Consider the following 19,605-nt stretch of genomic DNA (forward strand, 5'->3'; position numbering starts at 1 on the left):
ATACCCATGCCAAAGTTGAAGACCCACTCGGGCGCGGCGAAGCGCTTCAAGAAGACTGCATCCGGCAAGTTCAAGCGCGGCCAGTCCAAGATGCGCCACATCCTTACGTCGAAGTCGGTGAAGACGAAGCGTCATCTTCGTCAGATCACCCTCGTCTCCGTAGCGGATACGCCGAAGGTCGCCCGCATGCTTCCTTACGCTTAAAGCGTAAGAAGCAGTAGAGGTTTCTCCATCAAGTCAGCCGAACATGCGTCCATGGCTGCTGGGCTAGCAAATCGCGAACCCCATTGAGATGTGAGGAGAGCAACAAGCGTGTGAAGTGGCCCTCTTGCCACCAGCCGCTCAACCGAAGTACGCAAACAGGAGCACACGATGCCTCGTGTAAAACGCAGTACAAAGCGCGCTGATCGCCGCCGCAAGATTCTTAAGCGCGCCAGCGGCTATTTCCTCACCAAGTCCAAGCTCTATCAGGCCGCTCAGGAAGCCGTCGAGCGCGGTCTCAAGTTCGCCTACATCGGCCGTAAGCAGAAGAAGCGTCAGTACCGCTCGCTGTGGATCGTCCGTATCGGCGCAGCAGCCAAGCTGAACGGCATGAGCTACTCGACCTTCATCAACGGCCTCAAGAAGGCTGGCAACGGCCTCGATCGCAAGATCCTTGCTGACATCGCCGCCAACGACGCAGCAGGCTTCACGGCCCTCGTCGCGCAGGCGAAGGCTGGCCTCGCAGCCGCCAAGAAGTAACCGATTCCGCAACACAGCAAAAGGCGTGGCCCTTGGCCACGCCTTTTGTTGTGTTGCACGGAGTTGGGGAGGCGAGTGCGTAGGGGTGGGGTTTTCGAGCCGAGATGGGTGAGGTCCCGGGTATAGGCTTGAGGTCGGGGGAAACCCGCATCCTTGAGCATCCTGCAAACCCACATCTCAAAAATCGAGATGTGGGGCACCCGTTCGTCGCCAAGCCTAACCCCTACACCCTATCCCTTACACCCTGGGCCCTACACCCTGAGCCCTGGGCCCTCAAACCAGCGTTACCCTGCAGCGGCCATGGCTCGCTCGGCCTTGCGCTGACGCTTCTGTTCGTACATGATCTCGTCGGCCTGTGCGAGCAGGTCTTCGATGCTGCCGCCCTGCTTAGCCGGATCGCAGACCACCGAGCCGAGGCTCAGTGAAAGCTCGAACGGGTAGCGGTGCTTCGCGTTCGTGGCTTCGACTTCGCTGCGAATGCGGTCGCAAAGCTCTGCCGCCAGCTCCGGGCTGCCGTCGAGCGCTACGGCGGCGAACTCGTCGCCACCCATGCGGCCGATCACGTCGCTCTTGCGGAAGCTCGACATCAGCAACTCGCCCACACGCTTCAGGGCCTCGTCGCCCATCTTGTGGCCGTGCGTATCGTTGATCTGCTTGAAGAGATCGAGGTCGATGTAGATCAGCAGCAGCGGCGTGCGCAGCTTCTGTGCCTTCACCCAGTGCGCCTGCGCAAACGCCATGAAGCCGCGGCGGTTGTAGAGTCCCGTTAGCTGATCGGTGAAGACCATCTCGCGCAACGCAGCCTGGCGACGCAGGAACGCGATGATGCCGAAGAGCAGCACTGCCAGCACCGCGAGTACGCCCGCGAGCCAGCTCAGGTGCTCTGCGCTCCACCACGGCGCGCCGTGCACGACGACCACATCCTCCGGCACGCGCATCATTACGACGACTGCCTTCGGCTCGCGCGACTGGTCCACGATCATCATGGCCACGCCAGTGACGCTCAACGTGCTGCCCTTGCTGTACTCGCGGTGCATCGCCGAGTGCGGAATGCGCGCGCTGAAAACAGTGTTGCCATCCTGCAGCAGCAGCACTTCTTCGTTGCCGCGTTCGAACTGCTCGCGCAGCTTGCCGCTCAGCTTCACCAGTTGCGAATCATGCGGAGCGACCTGAAAGCCATCGCGGTTCACGATCATCTCGCTCGCGCGCACTTCCAGCGGACGTAGCGGCGGAGCGCTGCCCAACTCCTGGAAGATCGCGTTCTCCATCTGCGGCGCGTAGGTGCCCTTGCCGGGGTAGCCCACTGCCTCCACACGCGTGCCCAGCGGCACCTTGCGGTCAAGTCCGCTCTGTACGAAGAGGCTTCCGCCCTCGTTGTCTTCCAGGTAAAGGCCTTCGCCGGCGCGTGACCACGTCACCGTGCCGGTGACCTTCACCATGTCCACGCCGTCGCGGCCCTGGCGGAACTGCAGCATCGCGTTCAGCGGACGGTTCGGCAGATCGAACGGCTCCCGCGGGGCCGGGCGCTCGATCGCAATGTCGTCCAGGTCGGTCACGAAGAGTCGAATGCCAATGTACTGGCGGCGGTCGTTGAAGACCGTGCCGCAAACGCCTTTGAGCCGCACCACGGCGGCCGTCAGCGCGTGAACATCCTCAGGCTTGAACGCCTGCACGACCGCAGTCACGAGCAGGCTGTCGCCGATGTCTACGGTGAGGACCAGGCGTGGGTGTCCCCACAGCGTCTGGATCGCCGCGGTGCGCACGATGCCGCGCACGGCAACGCGTTCGCTGTCATGGACTCCGCCCTGCAGGTCGGCCGCAGGCAGCAGCTTCGGCTCGGCCAGCGACTGGTGTCCGGTGACGGTCACATTGTCCGCCACGACAATCGGCGCAAACAGTCCCGGCTCGGTGTGCCCGTGCACCGTCACGCGATCGCCCGCGGCGGTTAGCGGAGCCTGCGTCAGGCGATCAATCGAGATGCCGCCGGTGCTGTCCGCGAGAAAGAAGCTGTTCTTCCAGCCGGAGAGCGCGGTGACGGTGCCCGATAGCTCCACCGGGCGGTGCTCCGAGGCCATCTCCGGCGCCAGTGAGCGGATGGAGGTGACCGTGGTCATGGGTGTCTGCGCAGCAGCAGGCAAAGCGCTCAAAAGCAGCGCAAAAAACAACGATTTGGGGCAGGAGGACATTGTCTTGTTCAGGATACGAACCGGCGCGGGCTTTGGATGCTACCCGAATGCGAAGCAGGGGTGACACATTAGGGTCACGTTACCGTCTTACCGCAATCCGCCGGCGAAAGAATGCCCCTACAAAATGCTTTCAGCGGCAGCGTAGACTGATCGCCATGAATCTCCGCGCTGCCGTTTCCGTCGTCTGCCTGCTCGCCTCCACTGCCTGCCTTGCGCAGCAGCCTACGGTCGCCCCTGCCGCGAAAACCGCGCCTGCACAGGAAAAGAAGCCGGGCCAGCTCGCGATCACCTTCGACGACCTGCCGGAGCACAGCTCGCTGCCGCAGGGCATGACGCGCCTCGAGATCGCGCAGCGCATCCTCAAGGTGATTCAGCAGGAGCACCTGCCGCCGATCACCGGCATGGTCAACGGTTTCTGGCTGGAGCGCGACCCTAAGGGCTCCGCCGGCGTGCTCGAGGCCTGGCGTGACGCAGGCCAGCCCATCGCGAGCCACACCTGGTCGCACATGAACCTCAACGAGAAGCCGCTGGAGCAGTGGACCGCGGACGTCGAAAAGAACGAGCCGCTGCTGCAGAAGATGGCGGCGTACCCGGCCTCGGCACCGCAGAAGCAGTCGTGGAAGTACCTCCGCTATCCGTTCCTCGCCGAGGGCGAGACGCCCGAGAAGAAGGCTGCCGCCGTCGCGTGGCTCACGCAGCACGGCTATATGATCGCCGACGTCACCATGAGCTGGGGCGACTACAACTGGAACTCCGTCTACGCGCGCTGCGTCGCCAAACAGGAGAAGACCGCCATCCAGCGCCTACACGACACCTATCTCGCTGCGGCGCGGCAGAACATGTGGGCCGAGCGCCTGACGAGCCTGCAGGCTTTCCAGCGCGACATCCCGCACGTCGTGCTCATGCACATCGGAGCCTTTGACGCGATGATGTTCCCCGAGCTGATCGCGCAGATGCGTGCGGATGGCTACACCTTCGTCTCGCTGCCGCAAGCGGAGATGGACCCGGCCTACAGCACTCCTCTCTCGAGGCGCGCAGGCGGTGGCTTCCTCGAAGACCAGGTCGCCCACGCAAAGGGCCTGCCCATCCAGCATCGCGATGACTACTCCAAGGAGCTCGAAGCGATGTGCCGCTAACGGCTCGATCTTCCTCTGCGCTCCAACATAACGTTGGGTGTCCCATCCGTGCCGGGTGCCCCACCCGTGCGCCGCTCTTGGCGAACGGGTGGGAGCCACGAACTCTGACGCGCCACCACACCCACCGCACTCTGTGCGAGACTCCCAACATGCACCTCCGCCGTCTCGGCCTCGCGTGGTTGTTCTTCGTTGCGATGGCGGCGGCTGCGCATGCGCAGGGTCCACAGGTGGTCTTCACGTTCGACGACCTTCCCGCACACGGCCCGCTGCCCCCGGGCATGACGCGCCCGATGCCGGTAAAGAGCATTCTTGCCACGCTGAAAGCTGAGAAGATGCCGCCGGTCTACGGCTTCGCGAACGGCTATCGCGTCGCGCAGTACCCCTACCAGATCGAGATCCTCGACGCGTGGCGCGCGGCCGGTGAACCCATCGGCAGCCACACCTGGTCGCACCCCGAGCTCGACCTGATGACGGCGCAGGGCTACATCGACGACATCAAGCAGAATGAGCCGCTGCTCAAGCGCGTGCATCCTGTCGGCGACTGGCACTGGTTCCGCTACCCGTTCCTCGAAGAAGGCAACACGCTCGCCAAGCGGGACGCCGTGCGCTCGTGGCTCTTCAGGAACGGCTATCACGTCGCCGAAATCTCGCTCGACTTCCAGGATTACAACTGGAACGACGCTTACGCGCGCTGCGCGCTGAAGCATGATGAGCGCGCGATCAAAGACCTGCACGACACCTATCTGCAAGCCGCGTCGGAAGCTTCGAAGGCTTTCCGTCAGCTCTCGCACACGCTCTATGGCCGCGACATCCCGTACATCCTGCTGATGCATGTCGGCGCCTTCGACGCGAAGATGCTGCCCGAACTCATTCAGCAATTCCGCAGCGAAGGCTACAGCTTCATCAAGCTGGAACAGGCCGAAGCCGATGATGCCTACCAGTTCGATCCGCACGTCACCACCAAGGGCGGCTCGACCTTCATGGAGCAGGTCGCCGCCGCACGCAAGGTGACCGTCCCCGAGCTGCCTGACTTCACTGACGAGCTCAATAAAGCCTGCCGCGAATCAAAAGAATCGGGAAAGGTGAAGGAGTAGGCAAGAACGGGTGCCCCACATCGTGCTTTTTGAGATGTGGGTTTGCAGGACTCAACCGCTCGAGATCCGTACCGCCATCCATTCCCACCGCATCCGCTATCCTAGAGACCTATGCCCGACACCCCCACGCAAGAGCCTCTGCTGCACACGCGCACGGCCCCCGATGAACCCTTCACCGGCACGCCTCCGTTCGAGTCATGGGGGCGCTATCCACGCTTCAACGCGACCGTGAAGGAACTGCACTGGCAGAGCGACTTTCCGCGCATCATCGACGGCGTGCATGAAGGCGCGCTCGCCGTGGGCATGGGGCGCAGCTACGGCGACGTAGGTCTGCTCAAAGACGGCACGCTGGTTCACACCACCAGCATGAACCGCTTGCTGCACTGGGACCCTGAGACCGGCGTGCTTACCGCAGAAGCTGGCATCACGCTGGCGCAGATCCTTGACTTCGCCGTGCCGCGCGGCTTCTTCCTGCCCGTTACGCCCGGCACGAAGTTCGTGACGCTCGGCGGCGCGATCGCCAACGACGTACACGGCAAGAACCACGAGGCCGCAGGCTCCTTCGGCAATCACGTCCCACGCTTTGAACTCGTACGCTCCGACGGCACGCGCTTGTTGTGCTCAGCCACCGAGAACCCCGACCTGTTTGCGGCCACCATCGGCGGTATGGGGCTCACAGGTGTCATTGTCTGGGCGCAGCTTCGCCTGAAGCCCATCGTCAGCCGCATGATCGACTACGAGGGCATCCAGTTCCACGGCATCGACGAGTTCCTCGACATCAAGAAGGCGTACCCCAACGTGGAGTACACCGTGTCATGGCTCGACTGTGTTTCGCAGGGCAAGAACTTCGCGCGCGGTATCTACATGCTCGGCGACCACTCGAAGGACCCCGGCGAACTCAAGCCCTCCGGCAAGCCCAAGCTCACGTTCCCCATCGAAGCCCCGGGCTTCATGCTGAACAAGCTCTCGATCTCCGCGTTCAACACGGTCTTCTTCCATAAGCAGATGAAGAAGCACGTCATCACCAAGCAGGACTACGAGCCGTTCTTCTACCCGCTCGACGCCGTGCACAAGTGGAACCGCATGTACGGTAAGCGTGGCCTTGTGCAGTTCCAGTTCGCCTTGCCGTGGGAGACCAGCAAGGAAGGCACCATCGCCATGCTGCAGGAGATCACCAAGTCCGGCCTCGCCAGCTTCCTCGCTGTGCTCAAGACCTTCGGCGACGTGCCTTCGCTCGGCATGATGAGCTTCCCGATGCCCGGCTTCATGTTCGCGCTCGACTTCCCCATCAAGGACATCACCTTCCCGCTCATGCAGCGCCTCGGCGACATGACGAAGGACTACGGCGGCCGCCTCTACCCGGCCAAGGACGCCTGCATGACGCCCGAACAGTTCCGCGCCTACTACCCGCAGTTCGAGCGCTTCGCGCGCTACAAGGACCCCGCCATCACGTCGAGCTTCTGGGAGCGCGTCGCAGGAGGTTCGCGATGAGCAACATGCCTGCCACTACTACTCCAAACGCTACAGGCTCCAACGCTGCCGTCATTGCTGCCACAAAGAAGGGAAGCACCGAGCCTTACACGCCGAAGCGCATCTTGATCCTCGGCGCGACCAGCGGCATGGCGGAAGAGACCGCGCGCCTGTGGGCCGAGCGCGGCGATAGCCTCTTCCTCGTCGCACGCGACAGCAACAAGCTCGCCGCCGTTGCTGCGGACCTCAAGATTCGCGGCGCATCGTACGTGGACTCCGCTGTGGCCGACCTCGACGACACCGCGCGCCACCCAGAGCTGCTCGCGCACGCAATCAACTCGCTCGGCGGTCTTGATGTGGCCTTCGTCGTCATGGGACTGCTCGGCGATCAGACCGCGTCGGAGAAGAACTTCACGGACGCACACCGTGTGCTGCACACGAACTACACCGCCCCGGCGAGCCTGCTCACCTGGCTCGGCAACTACTGCGCGCAGCGTCACTCGGGCACGCTTGCCGTCGTGAGTTCGGTGGCGGGCGAGCGCGGCCGCAAGTCGAACTACGTGTACGGCTCAGCAAAATCTGGCCTCACGGCGTTCACGGACGGCCTTCGCAATCGTATTGATCGCGACGGCGTTCGCGTGATGACGATCAAGCCCGGCCCGGTGAAGACCGCGATGACCGAGTCGATGACGAACCCGCCTCCGGGTATGATCTCAGTCGAGTCCGCCGCACAGATCCTCGTTCGCGGCATCGACAAGGGCACGGACATCCTCTACGTCCCCGGCAAGTTTCGCCTGATCATGGCAATCATCCGCGCCATCCCTGAAAGCATCTTCAAGAAGCTCAATCTCTAACAACCAAACAGCTTTGCCCCAGCGCCTCTCTCCGGAGAGGCGTTTTGCGATGCGTTCGATAGCTCTTCGCAACTATCTTTCGATGTCGCCTCGCGACGGGTTATGGAAATACGATGCGTTTCCATTCTGTGCGTATGACGCGCCATCATGCATCGTTCTGCGATGCCGCAGAAGTTGCAGCAATATGAAGATTTCGAGGCAACCAAATCTTTGGCACGCTAATTGCTTCTTGGCAGACTGACGCCTTCACCAGACTTCAAAGCTCCTCCCCATAAGGTGTCGCTTCATTCCATCCGAGGTAACAACTGCATGTTCGATCCCTCTAATTTTCGCGTAGCCAAGGCCGTCCGTCGTGGACTTCTCGTCCTTGCCTGCGTTGCTGCTGTGACCGCCGGTCATGCGCAGTCCGCTCGTGGCGTCATCACCGGTACGGTGCAGGATCCCAGCGGCGCCACTGTGCCCAACGCCAATGTGACACTGCGTTCGCCCTCGCAGGGCACCACTACCGGTGTGCACACGAACTCGGCCGGCATCTATCGCTTTGAAGGTGTGAACCCCGGCGACTACGTTGTCACCGTCGCGGCTCCTGGCTTCTCGAAGTCGGAAGTTCCTGCAACGGTTCACGTCGGCGACACGGTCGGTCGCGACTTCAAGATGGCCGTGGGCGCAGCCTCGGACACCGTCGAAGTCAGCACCAGCAATCTGGAACTGCAGACCGAAGATGCTGTTCGTGGAAGCACGATCACCTCGAAGGAACTGGCGGAGCTTCCGCTCGCCAGCCTGAACTCGCTGAACCTGATTACGACCAACCCGGGCGTGGTTCGCTCCAACCAGGGTGGTTCGCTCGATAGCGGTATCGGCGGCGTCAATGGCGCGCGCGCCCGCTCGAACAACTTCCTGATTGACGGTTTGAACAACAACGACATCTCCGTCGCTGGCCCTCAGGCGACCATCACGAATAACGATGAGTTGTCGGAAGTGAACTTCCAGACTTCGAACTTCTCACCCGAGTTTGGTCGCGCTGGCGGTGCTGTTGTTTCGCAGATCACCAAGTCGGGCACCAACAAGTGGCACGGCACGATCGCCACGGAATATCGTAGCCAGTACTTCAACGCCAGCACGCAGACACAGCGCAACGCCTATACCAGCGCTTTGGCGACCTACAACACAGCTGTTCTGACCAATCCGAACTACCCTGTTCCGATGCTCAAGAACAAGTTCCACGATATCTACCCGGCGATCACGATCGGCGGACCGCTGGTGATTCCGCACTTGTACGACGGGCATGATCGCACCTTCATCTTCGGTGGCGGCCAGCTGGACCGTTACGTCGCGAACTCACTGGCGACGTTCTCGAACGTGCCTACGGATGCCGGTATCGCCACGCTGCAAACGCTGGCTTCCTCCTGCCCGAACGTTGCTTTCTACCTGAACCTGCTGCAGCAGGCGGGGAACCCCCGCGGCTCCGCGTCCGGCGTGGGTACCGGCACCGTCGACATTTCGGCTCCGACTTCGGCCGCTGCGCCGACGTGCAACGGTGTTGCACGCACCGGTTCGGTCTCCTACGGCCAGTTCTATCGTTATGCCCGCGACGTCTACCAGGATGACAATTTCCTTGTCCGCGTGGATCACAAGGCTTCCAGCAAGCAGGACATGATGTTCCGTTTCCTGTTTGACGACAACAACGAAACTCTTGGCGGTGCAGAAGGCCTCGGCCCGCAGTTTGACGTACCGGGTCGCTATCGCAACATGGGCGCTGCGTTCACCGACGTCTATCAGATCCGCAACAATCTCGTGAACGAGTTCCGCTTCGGATTCGTGCGCAACAACCTGCGCTACGACATTCCGAGCGACCATACTTTGGCTCAGACTCTTCCTGCGTATGGCTTCTCGGGCACGGGTACCCTGGCAATTCCTTCGGTCAGCTCGTCCTTTAACCAGGGCCGTATCTCGAACAACTTCGAGTATGAAGACGTCGTAACCTACATCAAGGGTCATCACGCCTTCAAGTTCGGCGTCGAAATTCAGCGCCAGCTCGCTATCCAGCAGGCACCGTTCAACGGACGCGGTACGGTTACTTACACGGCCTGCACCACGACGAGCTGCTCGCCGGGCGGTATCTCCACCACGATCTCCGCGTTCTCGAACTTCATCGACAACTACGCTGGTGTCACCACCAGCCCGGTTGCGAAGGTGTTCGATACGGTGTATCCGAATCAGCCGGGCAAGTACCGTCCGAACCTGTTCTCTTACTCGTTCTTCGTGCAGGACACGTACAAGATGACGCCGAACCTCAGCATCGTCTACGGCGTGCGCTATGAGAACTTCGGCCAGCCCGCAAACGGAGCGCTGAGCCATCCCGCCTTCAATGGCTACGGCACGAACGACTTCGCCGGCATCTCGAAGGTGAACGTAGACAACAACAATATTGGACCCACCATCGGCTTCTCCTACCAGCCGCATACGGGTTCCGGTCTCTTCAACGGCCGCACCGTGATCCGCGGTGGCTACCAGTTGACCTACGACACGTTCTTCAACAATCTGCTGTCGAACGCCAAGGCTGCATCGCCGAACTCGCCGTCGAACCTGCCGGTTCCTAGCACCTCGACGACGACGACACCTCGTGGTCTCAGCAATCCGGCTGCTCTTCTTGCCTCGGCGGTTCCGACGCTGACGCCGTACACCACGGAAATGTCGGACCTCAAGAAGGACCTCCGCAACCCTTACTATCACCACTTCTCGCTCGGCATCCAGGAAGAACTGCCTGGCCACATCCTGCTCGACATCGCTTACGTTGGAACGCAGGGTCGTCAGCTCTTCTTCACCGATCCCCTGAACCCGGCGCTGCCGAACGCTACCTTCACGGGCACGGCGACGCAGACCACTTCGCTCTACGGCTCGCAGACTCTGCGCCTGTATGCGAACCGCGGCACGATCCAGATTCGTGACGGCGGTGCGACGTCCAACTACAACTCGGTGCAGGTGCAGGTTCGCCACTCCGGTCTCAAGACCGTAGCCGGCCGCCTCTACTTCACCAGCTCGTACACCTATGGCAAGAGCCTCGACGTCATCTCGGAGACCTTCGCCACCAACTCTTCGGCTCAGAACCCTTCGCGTTCGCCCGCAGTGGCTGATATTCGTTCGCTCGATTACGGTCCCTCGGACAATGATCGCCGTCACGTATCCTCCACCGTCGTCAACTTCCAGGTTCGTGGACCGGAAAGCGGCGTTCTGGCACGCGTACTCGGTGGCTGGTCCATCGCTCCGATCCTCACGGTTCAGAGCGGTACTCCGTACACCGTCCTGAACGGTGTTGACCGCGATCTCGATGGTTCATCCATCGGCGACCGCGCAGACATCGGCAACAAGAATGCTCCGTTTGATTCGCGTGGCATGGTCACCACGGCCTGCGCAAGTGGTCTGTATGACGGCGGCAAGTACGCTGCTGCTGTGGCTGCCGGTGTGGCTACGGCCACGGCCATCTCCACCAACTGCACCACGCGTGACCAGGTCCGCTTTGTACAGGTCACCAACTACAACGTGAACCAGACGCAGGGCCGTAACTCGCAGTACACGACGCGCTACCTCAACCTCGACACGAACGTTCTGAAGAAGATCAAGATCACCGGCCGCGTGAATGCCGAAGTGGGCGCGACCTTCCTCAACGTGACGAACAACCAGAACTTCGATACTCCGTCTGCCTACATCACCTCGCTGTCGACGTACGGCAACACTTCGAACTTCCTCAACTACTCGATCCCCTCCGGCGGATCGCGCACCATGCGTCTCCGCGCGAAGATCCTGTTCTAACGGAACGCAGTCAAACAAGAAGGGCCGCCTCTCGAGGGCGGCCCTTCTTGTTGTCCTACTCCTTGTTTCTTCCTGCTCGTCGCTCTTTGCGGGTGCTACTGCTGTTGCTGCGCCTGCTGTAGTTGCTTCAGGCTGGGCAGTGGCTGCTCCGGTAGGGCCTGCGCCTTCTCGACGAGGATCACCCAGTCTTCTGGCACCGGAAGCTCGCGGTCCAGCGACGGTGTGCCTTCGCTCGGCTCCACGCGCACCGCGACCGAAAGCTCGCTCTTCGTGCGGCCGCGGTAGATGCCGTGCGTCGGCGGTACGTCCGAATAGTCGCGGCCAATCGCTGTGCGGATGTGGCGATCGCCGGCGACGAGGTTGTTCGTCGGGTCGAAGCCTACCCAGCCCAGCTCCGGCAGCAGGCACTCTACCCAGGCGTGCGTGGCCTGGTCGTCGGAGCGGTCCTTGAACTGCGCGCCGTGATACAGATAGCCCGACACATAGCGGCAGGGCATCTTCAGATAAGTGCGCACCAGCGTGATCATGATGTGCGAGAAGTCCTGGCAGACGCCGCCGCGTGTCTCCAACGCGAGGTCGATCGGCGAGTCCGCACGCGTCGTGCGCGGCTGGTAGTCGAAAGCACGATAGAGCTGTTCGTTCAGGCGATGCAGCGTCGTCAGCGGATCATCTGTGCGGTCAAGCTTCAACTCTGCGGCCAGCTTCTCCAGCTGCTCGGTCGGCGTGCAGAAGTTGCTGGCCAGCAGCATCTCCCAGTAGTCGCCTTCCCGCACCATGCGGTCGATCTCTTCCCACGAGCCCGGCGGCAGCGATGCCGGAATCTCCGGGTGCTGCGTCATTTCCACCAGCGCCTCGGCCACGATGACGAGTTGCGAGTGCTGCCCGGGGATATCGAAGTGATGGATATGGTTGTTCAAGTGGTCACGATAGCTGAACACGCGACAGCGCGGCGACACGGAGAGATGAAACGTCAGACATCGCTGCTCAGCGTCGGAGCGCGGATGCATACGCGTCTCCATGATGCTTTCACTCACAGGCGATTCATACGCAAACTTGGTCAAGTGGCGAATCGAGTAGTACATCGGTCCCTCGGGGAGTGACAGAAATGGCGATAAAGGGTCTTTCATCTGCTTTGATGCACTTTCACTTGTGGCAAAAACGGTGGAACGGTAGAACTCGCGCGTGAAGCTCAGCCAGCGAGCGCGGCTTGAACGGAGTAGTCGACGTAGAGGTGGTAGATGGCTTCGTGCATGTCCTGGCAACGCGCCTGGATGTTGCGCAGATACGCGACCACATCGCCTTGGAGGATCTCGTCGACGCTGGCGTAGGCCAGCGCAGAGGCGGCACGGCCCGCAAGCTTACGCAGCGGCTCGGCACGTGTGCCGCCCGCATCGTCCTGAATGCGATCAAGCGCCTGACGAATGCTTTCGATCGAGAAACGAATCGAATGCGGAAACTCTTCATCGAGCAGCAGGAACTCGAGGATCTTCTCGGGTGTGAGGTCGGCGGTGTAGACCTTGCAGTACGCTTCAAACGCCGTGGCCGAACGCAGCAGACCCATCCATTCCAGGTACTCGTTGCTCTCGACGCGCTTGTCGTTTTCGGCCCAAAGCTCGGTGTGATACGCCTCCAGCAGCAGCGCGGTTGCGGTCGCGCGCTCGAGGAATCGGCCCACCTGAATGAAGTGCCAGCCTTCGCCGTGCGACATCGTGGAGTCGGTCACACCCTGGAACTGATGCACGGCTTCCATCACCTGCTGCAGAAACGCCGTCGGCGCATCGCTCGAGGGCTGCGCGGCTTCAGAAGCCATCAGCGTACGTAGCTCTGGTCGCGTCACGTCGAGGTACAGCGAGTTCAGGCGATGCCACTGCTCGGTGGAGATCTGCTCGCGCACGTGGCGCGCGTTCTCACGCGCCTTCATGATGCAGCTCAGCACGCTGGAGTCCACGGTGACTTCCACGCTCAACGCATGGGTCATCGCATACGGATTGCCCTTCCACTCCACGCGCTTTGGCTTGCCCAGCGAGGCCAGCAGACGTTCCCAGCGGCGGTCCGCAGAGTTTGCGTTCTCGTCCAGCATCAGGTTCAGATTCACATCCAGCAGGCGCGCCGTGTGTTCGGCGCGTTCCAGATAACGTGACATCCAGTACAGCGAGTCAGCGACGCGAGAAAGCATCCGTGGAGAGGACCCCTTTACAGCAAAGTTACGGGACGATTGCATTTACTCTACAGCACCTTTTCTCGTGAATCGCACACGCGTGACAACTTCTTCCGCCGAGTATCGCGCGAGAGTCTTGAATTCATCCTCAACGCGCCTCACTTCTGTGGCGGAGCCTTCATCAGCTCCACAAACATTCGATCAAATCGCGCGCTGTCGAGCTCTTCCTGAACATGCACCAGCTGCACATCGCGCTCGGGCTTCGTCTTCGCGCTCCACGAAAGCGTGTTGCCGTAGTTCGGCCCGCGCGTCAGGTCCACGTCGATGTACAGCTCGCGTTCCTTCGTGATGATCTTCGGATCGATCCACGCTGCGGCCTCAAGCTCGTCCCACAGGTAGTGATACTCGGTGGTCCACTTCGCCACATACTGCGCCGCAGGCGTATGCGCGGCGGCGATCTGCTGCATCATCTCTTTCGTGAAGAGCGTCTTTACGCTGATGTCGACGGTCGTCAGGTCAATGCGCGGCCAGTGCGCGCGCAGCACGATATGGGCGGCTTCAGGATCGAACCAGAAGTTGAACTCATGGCGCGGGTCCGTTGCAAACTCCGGATCGTCCGTGCGCGGCTCCAGGCTTCCGCCCATGATGACGATGCCCCTGGTCCACTCCGCAAACTGCGGATCCAGCTTCAGCGCGAGTGCGATGTTCGTGAGCGGCCCGGCGGCGTAGATCGTCACCTCATGCGGATGCGCATGCACCTGGCGCACCATGAAGTGCGCAGCGTCTTCGTCCGCGGGCTTCGTCGTCGGCATGCCTTCGGCCAGCGGAGGCACCACCATCGGTGCGTGATACGGCTGCCCGCTGTTGTGTTCGGCGGAGTCGCCCCATGCGCCGTACCAGACGGACTTGCCGTACTGCTTGCGGTCCTCGCGCGCTTCGGCCTCGTCATGCACCAGCGGGAAGACCGCTCCCGGAACCACCGGCACGTCGGTGCGATGAATCAGTTCCAACATGCGCAGCGTGTGTGCGGTCTCTTCCGGCTCCCACGCATTGCCACTCACCATCGTGAGCCCCAGCACGCGCACGGCAGGCGACTGCAGCAAGACCATCATCGCCATCTGGTTCGATCCACCCGGCCCCGAGCCATCCTGGTCGACGATCACGAGCCGTTGTTGTGCAAACAGAGAGCAGGGAAGAGCAACGGCCGCAGCCAAAAGCGTTCGTAGAAGAGTTGAGCGCATACCTCGATGATACGAGAGCCCCCGCGCGCAACGGTCACCCACGTCGCGTTACCCCTGGGTGCCGACGGAATTGTCTCCATCGGTTGCCGTAGCAAGTTTTCTGCGAGGCAGTTCTCGGGTGCGCCACATCTGCGCTTCTGCAGATGTGGGTTCGCAGGATGCTCGTCGGAGCCACTCATCCCGCACGCTCTCAATGGGCGAGACACGCAGCCTGCATTCGTGGAGAGCAGGAACCGCCCTCCACCGCCCACAAAAATCCCCACTCATGACGGGCATGAGTGGGGTCTCCTGAGTTACAACCTTGTACGAAAACTTGATGGGACTAGAAGCGTACCATCAGAGCGCTCGCTGCCGGCACGTCGAAGGTGGCGGAAGACGCCTTTTTGCCTTCAGCGTTGTTGCGCGAGAAATCGCGGCCACCGGTCCACTTCGGCGTCTTCGATAGCAGCGAATCCGCCGTCAGCGTTGCCACCGCGGCATCCTTCGCCCCGGGAATATTCACGCTTACCGCCTGCTTCTCGTCCTTGTTGATGATCGCGACCAGCATCTTGCCATTCGCCAGCTTCGCCGCATAGGCGGTCGCGTTCGCGCCGGGAGCAAAGTCCAGCCCGATCATCTGCGCGCCTGCAAACTGCTGTCCGAAGAGCAGGCCGAAGAACGTCGGCTCCGGCACATACTGGCCGTCCACATACGCAATCGGCGTGTAGAACGGGCGCGCGTGCGGCTCCTTCGGGTCCTTCATCAGCGCTTCGCCGGGCAGCGTGCCGCCGAGCGAGGCTGCGACCTGATCGCCACCGCCGCCGTGCAGGTTCACGCCCGCGTAGCCGTCCTTCGCCAGCGTCAGCGCATAATCTGCCGCCCACAGCGAAGCCGCAAACACATCGGACACGCCCGGCTTGCCGCCGCGATAGCAGGTGTTGCCTTCGGTCATGCGATACGGCACGTTGATGCGCGCGGCCGCTGCGGTGATGTTCTTGGCCAGCGTGTCCACCTTCTCGCTGTGCTTCAGCAGGCGATCGATGTTGACGTCGGGGTTCGCGGGCGGTCCGCCAAAGTAGTAGTGGTGGCTCAGCGCGGCGAGCTTCGGGCGCTCCGCAGGAGGCAGTGCCAGCCAGCGGTCGACGACCTTCGCGTACCACTCGGGGTTGCCGGAGGTATCGGGAATCGCGAACTGCGCGCTCGGCACGACCTTCATGATGGCCTGCGCAACAGCCAGCCATTCGTCAAAGAACTTGTCCGCCGACCACGTCTTCGGATCACGCATGTGCTCCTTGAAGAGGTCCGGCTCATTGCCCACCTGGAAGTACTGCAGCTTTGCACCGAGCGTCTTCGCGACAAAGGCGGATTCTTCAGCCGCGCGCGCCGGCGTATTGGTGCCGAGATTGATGCCGTAAAGGCAGCTCCAGCCGGTCGCGTCGAGGAAGCCGCGCAGGTTGCGAATCGCCTCCGGCGTAATCGCAAACGCCTGCTTGCCCGAAGGCTCACCGACGGCTTCGCGGAAGAGGTGCACCTCTGGCTGCTTGGACTCAGGCGTCGCCTTCCACCAGCCGACGTCTGACGTGTTGCCACCAATCCGCAGTACGCCATGCGGCGCGAGTTTCTCCATGGTGGCGATCAGCCCGGTGTTCTTCGTCGAGAAGAAGTTCGGGTCCGAGAGCTGCTGCGTCTCGTACGAAAGGCCGATGAAGTTCGACGGCACCTTGGCACCCAACTGCTCAGGATGCAGCGTCAACACAACAGGCGACGTAGTCTGCGCGAGAGCACGGACAGAAACGGCAGCGGCGGCCGTGGCGAAGACAAACTGGCGGCGGTTCAAATGCGACATGGCAGACAGACTAAGCCTCTCGATAGGTCGAAGTAAACCGATTGAATGAAAATTTTTGAAGGCGCGGAGAAGAAAAAATGCGAGGGAGTCGGAAGTAGGCGGGAGTCGATGTCGGAACTCGCACGAACGTATGCCCCAAGTCTCGAATCCTGAGACGTGGGGCACCCGTTCGTGCCTGCTTCCTCACATTTCCTACGCCCTGGCTCTAACTCAGCACCCAGGTGTCCTTCGAGCCGCCGCCCTGCGAGCTGTTCACCACCAGCGAGCCGCGCTTGAGCGCGACGCGCGTCAGTCCGCCCGGGACGATCGTCACCTTGTCGCCGTACAGCACGTACGGACGCAGATCGACGTGGCGCGGCTCCAGCTCATCGCCGATGAGGCACGGAGCGCGCGAGAACGAGATCGTCGGCTGCGCAATGTAGTTGTTCGGGTTGGCGCGAATCTTCTCCGCAAACTGCGCGCGCTCGGTCGGCGTCGCATGCGGGCCGATCAACATGCCGTAGCCGCCCGACTCACCTACCGCCTTCACCACCAGCTTGTCGAGGTTCGCCAGCACGTGCTCGCGCTCCTTATCGATGCGGCAGAGGAAGGTCTTTACGTTGTTCAGGATGGGGTCTTCGCCGAGGTAGTACTTGATGATCGACGGTACGTACGCATAGAGCGCCTTATCGTCGGCCACGCCGGTGCCGAAGGCGTTCGCCAGCGTCACGTTGCCGGCGCGATACGCGTTGAAGATGCCAGCCACGCCCAGGATGGTGTCCGGTCGGAACGAGAGCGGATCCATGAAGTCGTCGTCCACGCGGCGGTAGATCACGTCCACGCGACGCAGGCCGCTGGTCGTGCGCATGTAGCAAATGTTGTCGTGCACGACGAGGTCGCGGCCTTCGACGAGCTCGATGCCCATCTGGCGCGCAAGGTACGCGTGCTCGAAGTACGCCGAGTTGAAAACGCCCGGCGAGAGCAGCACAATGTTCGGCTCGGGGCGGCCTTCCGGCGCCAGCGAGCGCAGCGTGCCCAGCAGCACCTGCGTGTAGTGCTCGATCGGCTTCACGTTGTAGTTGCGGAAGAGCTGCGGGAAGATGCGCTTCATCACGCGGCGGTTCGTCAGCATGTAGCTCACGCCGCTCGGCACGCGCAGGTTGTCTTCGAGAACGACGAACTCGCCGTTCTGCATACGGATCAGGTCCGTTCCGCAGATGGCGACGTACACATTGCGCGGCACCTGCATGCCCACCATGTGGCGACGATACTGCGGGCACGAGTACACCAGCTCGCGCGGCACGATGCCGTCCTTCAGGATGCGGCCTTCGTTATAGATGTCCTTCAGGAACATGTTCAGCGCGGTGATGCGCTGCGTCAGTCCGCGCTCCACGCGCGCCCACTCGGCGCTAGTGATGATGCGCGGCAGCAGGTCATACGGAAAGATCTTCTCGGTGCCTTCGTCGCGGCCATAGACCGTGAACGTGATGCCCTGATTGAGGAAGCTGAGATCGGCGGCCTGTTTGCGGCGCTGCACTTCGTCCGGCGGGAGCTCGGCGAAGTGCTCCAGCAGAGGACCGTAGTTCTCGCGCAACTGGCCTTGGCCAGCAAACATCTCGTCGTACGCTTCGTCAAGCTGATAATTTCGCAGCGCCTCGAGGTCCGGCGCGTCGATCACGTTCTCGGGGGAGAGATTGTCCATGGGTGTGCCGTCAGTATAGGCGAAGTCGCGCGCAAAGCCAGCAGCGGGCTCCTATAGAATCCTCGCAGAGCGCAGCGGCAGATTTTTGCCAGAGCTCTTCTATTCCCCTGAATATCACCCTAGCCGCTTTCCACAAGGAGCTGTCTTGTCACAGGCCGCCGCAGTGCCGACCAGCGTACAGGTCGCGAAAAAACACTCCTCGCACATCGCGGGACTCGATGGCATTCGCGCGATTGCGGTACTGCTGGTCATGCTGTCGCACACGGCTCCAGGCCGTCTGGGACTTTTCATCCCCGCGGGGCTGGGTGTGACTATCTTCTTCTTCCTTAGCGGATTTCTCATTACGACATTGCTGCGCCGTGAGTGGAGCAAGACCGGCGACGTCAGTCTTCGTAACTTCTACGGGCGCCGTGCGCTGCGCATCTTGCCGCCGCTCTATCTTTGTTATGCCGTGGCGGAGATCTTCGATCGCGTCATCCTGCACACGCCGGTGAGTACCAAGGAAGGCTTCTTCAGCCTCCTCTTCTACTACTTCAACTACGGCTATGCGCTCGATGCTTACGTGCATCTCCACACGTTCCTGCCGCATGGGCTTAGCGTTGCCTGGTCTCTATGCGTGGAAGAGCATTTTTATCTGATCTTCCCGCTGGTCTTCCTGTGGCTGGGGCGGTCGTCGTGGCCTCGTCGTAAGCAGGCGGGTGTTTTGCTGGGCTTCTGCGTCCTGGAGTTGGCCTGGCGTGCCACGATGGTGCTCACGCATATGCGCGGAGCCGATGGTTGGAGCTACTACGCGACGGATGCACGCCTGGATTCGATCCTTTGGGGCGCGTGGCTGGCTCTCTTCGCGAACCCGCTGTTTCAGGACCGCCCTTTGCTGCCGGCGCGGCTCCTCACGCCTGCCTTCTGGTTCGCCGTAGTCGCACTCATCGCTTCGAGCGCTTTACGAGGGCAGCTCTACCGCGACGCAATCCGTTACTCACTGCATGGTGTGCTGCTGTTGGCGATCTTCAGCTTCGTCGCAGCCAGGCAGCAGCACTGGGTGGTGCGCGCGCTGGAGACACCCGCGCTGCGCTACATCGGCTGGATCTCCTACACGCTTTACCTCAGCCACTACATCTTTCTTGAGGCCTTCGAGGCTTGGTGGCCACAGTCGCCAGTGGCGCGTATGGCCGCGACGTTGCTTGCGGCATTCGTGTTCAGCGCCCTCATGCGTTTTGCCGTGGAAACCCCGCTGCTGCGCTGGCGAAACCGCCTCCATCGCGAACCACACACCCCTGAGGCTGCGTAAACTGCTGAGCATTCTCGGAAACTTCACGCGTCTTCCAGTAAAATAAAAGGGAATCGGCGTTCTCGCGAGAATCACTCACTCTTGAGCAGAGGTTGACAACGGCACATGCCGTTCCCCGGCA

14 protein-coding genes are annotated in these 19,605 nt (G+C 61.7%); 8 read left to right on the forward strand and 6 right to left on the reverse strand.

Annotated features, from left to right (window positions below):
* Nucleotides 1–6: 6 nt before the first annotated feature.
* Both rpmI and rplT read left to right on the forward strand, forming a co-directional pair.
* Nucleotides 7–204 carry a 50S ribosomal protein L35 gene (rpmI, locus tag OHL11_RS04105; protein WP_263370201.1) on the forward strand — a complete coding sequence of 66 codons (198 nt, stop codon included), beginning with the start codon at nt 7–9 and terminating at the stop codon, nt 202–204.
* A 168-nt stretch (nt 205–372) separates the two neighbouring features.
* A complete protein-coding gene (gene rplT / locus OHL11_RS04110) occupies nt 373–741 on the forward strand; it encodes a 50S ribosomal protein L20 (RefSeq protein ID WP_263370202.1) in 369 nt (122 codons plus the stop codon).
* 284 nt (nt 742–1,025) lie between these two features.
* On the opposite strand, the gene OHL11_RS04115 is transcribed toward rplT, so the two are convergent.
* Entirely contained in the window at nt 1,026–2,855 is a 1,830-nt protein-coding gene (locus OHL11_RS04115) for a GGDEF domain-containing protein (protein ID WP_263370203.1), read from the reverse strand.
* A 227-nt stretch (nt 2,856–3,082) separates the two neighbouring features.
* Between OHL11_RS04115 and OHL11_RS04120 the strand changes: the two genes are divergently transcribed.
* The 5 genes from OHL11_RS04120 (at nt 3,083) to OHL11_RS04140 (ending at nt 11,291) form a co-directional block, all read left to right on the forward strand.
* Nucleotides 3,083–4,063 carry a polysaccharide deacetylase family protein gene (locus OHL11_RS04120; RefSeq protein ID WP_263370204.1) on the forward strand — a complete coding sequence of 327 codons (981 nt, stop codon included), beginning with the start codon at nt 3,083–3,085 and terminating at the stop codon, nt 4,061–4,063.
* Between the two features lie 149 nt (nt 4,064–4,212).
* Nucleotides 4,213–5,157 carry a polysaccharide deacetylase family protein gene (locus OHL11_RS04125; RefSeq protein ID WP_263370205.1) on the forward strand — a complete coding sequence of 315 codons (945 nt, stop codon included), beginning with the start codon at nt 4,213–4,215 and terminating at the stop codon, nt 5,155–5,157.
* Between the two features lie 111 nt (nt 5,158–5,268).
* A complete protein-coding gene (locus OHL11_RS04130) occupies nt 5,269–6,648 on the forward strand; it encodes an FAD-binding oxidoreductase (RefSeq protein WP_263370206.1) in 1,380 nt (459 codons plus the stop codon).
* The gene (locus OHL11_RS04135; RefSeq protein ID WP_317890618.1) at nt 6,645–7,481 is read left to right on the forward strand and encodes an SDR family oxidoreductase; all 837 of its coding nucleotides are present in this window, start codon (nt 6,645–6,647) and stop codon (nt 7,479–7,481) included. The genes OHL11_RS04130 and OHL11_RS04135 overlap by 4 nt, the downstream gene beginning before the upstream one ends.
* A 309-nt stretch (nt 7,482–7,790) precedes the next feature.
* Entirely contained in the window at nt 7,791–11,291 is a 3,501-nt protein-coding gene (locus OHL11_RS04140; protein ID WP_263370207.1) for a TonB-dependent receptor, read from the forward strand.
* A gap of 95 nt (nt 11,292–11,386) precedes the next feature.
* On the opposite strand, the gene OHL11_RS04145 is transcribed toward OHL11_RS04140, so the two are convergent.
* The 5 genes from OHL11_RS04145 to OHL11_RS04165 form a co-directional block, all read right to left on the reverse strand.
* A complete protein-coding gene (locus OHL11_RS04145; RefSeq protein ID WP_317890619.1) occupies nt 11,387–12,418 on the reverse strand; it encodes a transglutaminase family protein in 1,032 nt (343 codons plus the stop codon).
* Nucleotides 12,419–12,480: 62 nt separating this feature from the next.
* Nucleotides 12,481–13,467, reverse strand: a complete 987-nt coding sequence (locus OHL11_RS04150) for an alpha-E domain-containing protein (RefSeq protein WP_263370208.1) — start codon at nt 13,465–13,467, stop codon at nt 12,481–12,483.
* A 140-nt stretch (nt 13,468–13,607) separates the two neighbouring features.
* The gene (locus OHL11_RS04155; protein ID WP_263370209.1) at nt 13,608–14,612 is read right to left on the reverse strand and encodes a nucleoside hydrolase; all 1,005 of its coding nucleotides are present in this window, start codon (nt 14,610–14,612) and stop codon (nt 13,608–13,610) included.
* Between the two features lie 400 nt (nt 14,613–15,012).
* Entirely contained in the window at nt 15,013–16,515 is a 1,503-nt protein-coding gene (locus OHL11_RS04160; protein ID WP_263370210.1) for a hypothetical protein, read from the reverse strand.
* Between the two features lie 205 nt (nt 16,516–16,720).
* Nucleotides 16,721–18,196: a circularly permuted type 2 ATP-grasp protein gene (locus OHL11_RS04165; protein ID WP_263370211.1), complete on the reverse strand. Its 1,476-nt coding sequence runs from the start codon at nt 18,194–18,196 to the stop codon at nt 16,721–16,723.
* Nucleotides 18,197–18,341: 145 nt separating this feature from the next.
* On the opposite strand from OHL11_RS04165, the gene OHL11_RS04170 reads away from it, so the two are divergent.
* The gene (locus OHL11_RS04170; protein ID WP_263370212.1) at nt 18,342–19,484 is read left to right on the forward strand and encodes an acyltransferase family protein; all 1,143 of its coding nucleotides are present in this window, start codon (nt 18,342–18,344) and stop codon (nt 19,482–19,484) included.
* The last annotated feature ends 121 nt before the right edge of the window (nt 19,485–19,605 follow it).

This window comes from Granulicella cerasi, assembly GCF_025685575.1.
Taxonomy (GTDB): Bacteria; Acidobacteriota; Terriglobia; order Terriglobales; family Acidobacteriaceae; genus Granulicella; species Granulicella cerasi.

Bases quoted from the DNA above. Each gene is read 5' to 3' on its own strand.
- rpmI (WP_263370201.1), top strand. From the start codon at position 7: ATGCCAAAGTTGAAGACCCACTCGGGCGCGGCGAAGCGCTTCAAGAAG.
- rplT (WP_263370202.1), top strand. From the start codon at position 373: ATGCCTCGTGTAAAACGCAGTACAAAGCGCGCTGATCGCCGCCGCAAG.
- OHL11_RS04115 (WP_263370203.1), bottom strand. From the start codon at position 2,855: ATGACCACGGTCACCTCCATCCGCTCACTGGCGCCGGAGATGGCCTCG.
- OHL11_RS04120 (WP_263370204.1), top strand. From the start codon at position 3,083: ATGAATCTCCGCGCTGCCGTTTCCGTCGTCTGCCTGCTCGCCTCCACT.
- OHL11_RS04125 (WP_263370205.1), top strand. From the start codon at position 4,213: ATGCACCTCCGCCGTCTCGGCCTCGCGTGGTTGTTCTTCGTTGCGATG.
- OHL11_RS04130 (WP_263370206.1), top strand. From the start codon at position 5,269: ATGCCCGACACCCCCACGCAAGAGCCTCTGCTGCACACGCGCACGGCC.
- OHL11_RS04135 (WP_317890618.1), top strand. From the start codon at position 6,645: ATGAGCAACATGCCTGCCACTACTACTCCAAACGCTACAGGCTCCAAC.
- OHL11_RS04140 (WP_263370207.1), top strand. From the start codon at position 7,791: ATGTTCGATCCCTCTAATTTTCGCGTAGCCAAGGCCGTCCGTCGTGGA.
- OHL11_RS04145 (WP_317890619.1), bottom strand. From the start codon at position 12,418: ATGAAAGACCCTTTATCGCCATTTCTGTCACTCCCCGAGGGACCGATG.
- OHL11_RS04150 (WP_263370208.1), bottom strand. From the start codon at position 13,467: ATGCTTTCTCGCGTCGCTGACTCGCTGTACTGGATGTCACGTTATCTG.
- OHL11_RS04160 (WP_263370210.1), bottom strand. From the start codon at position 16,515: ATGTCGCATTTGAACCGCCGCCAGTTTGTCTTCGCCACGGCCGCCGCT.
- OHL11_RS04165 (WP_263370211.1), bottom strand. From the start codon at position 18,196: ATGGACAATCTCTCCCCCGAGAACGTGATCGACGCGCCGGACCTCGAG.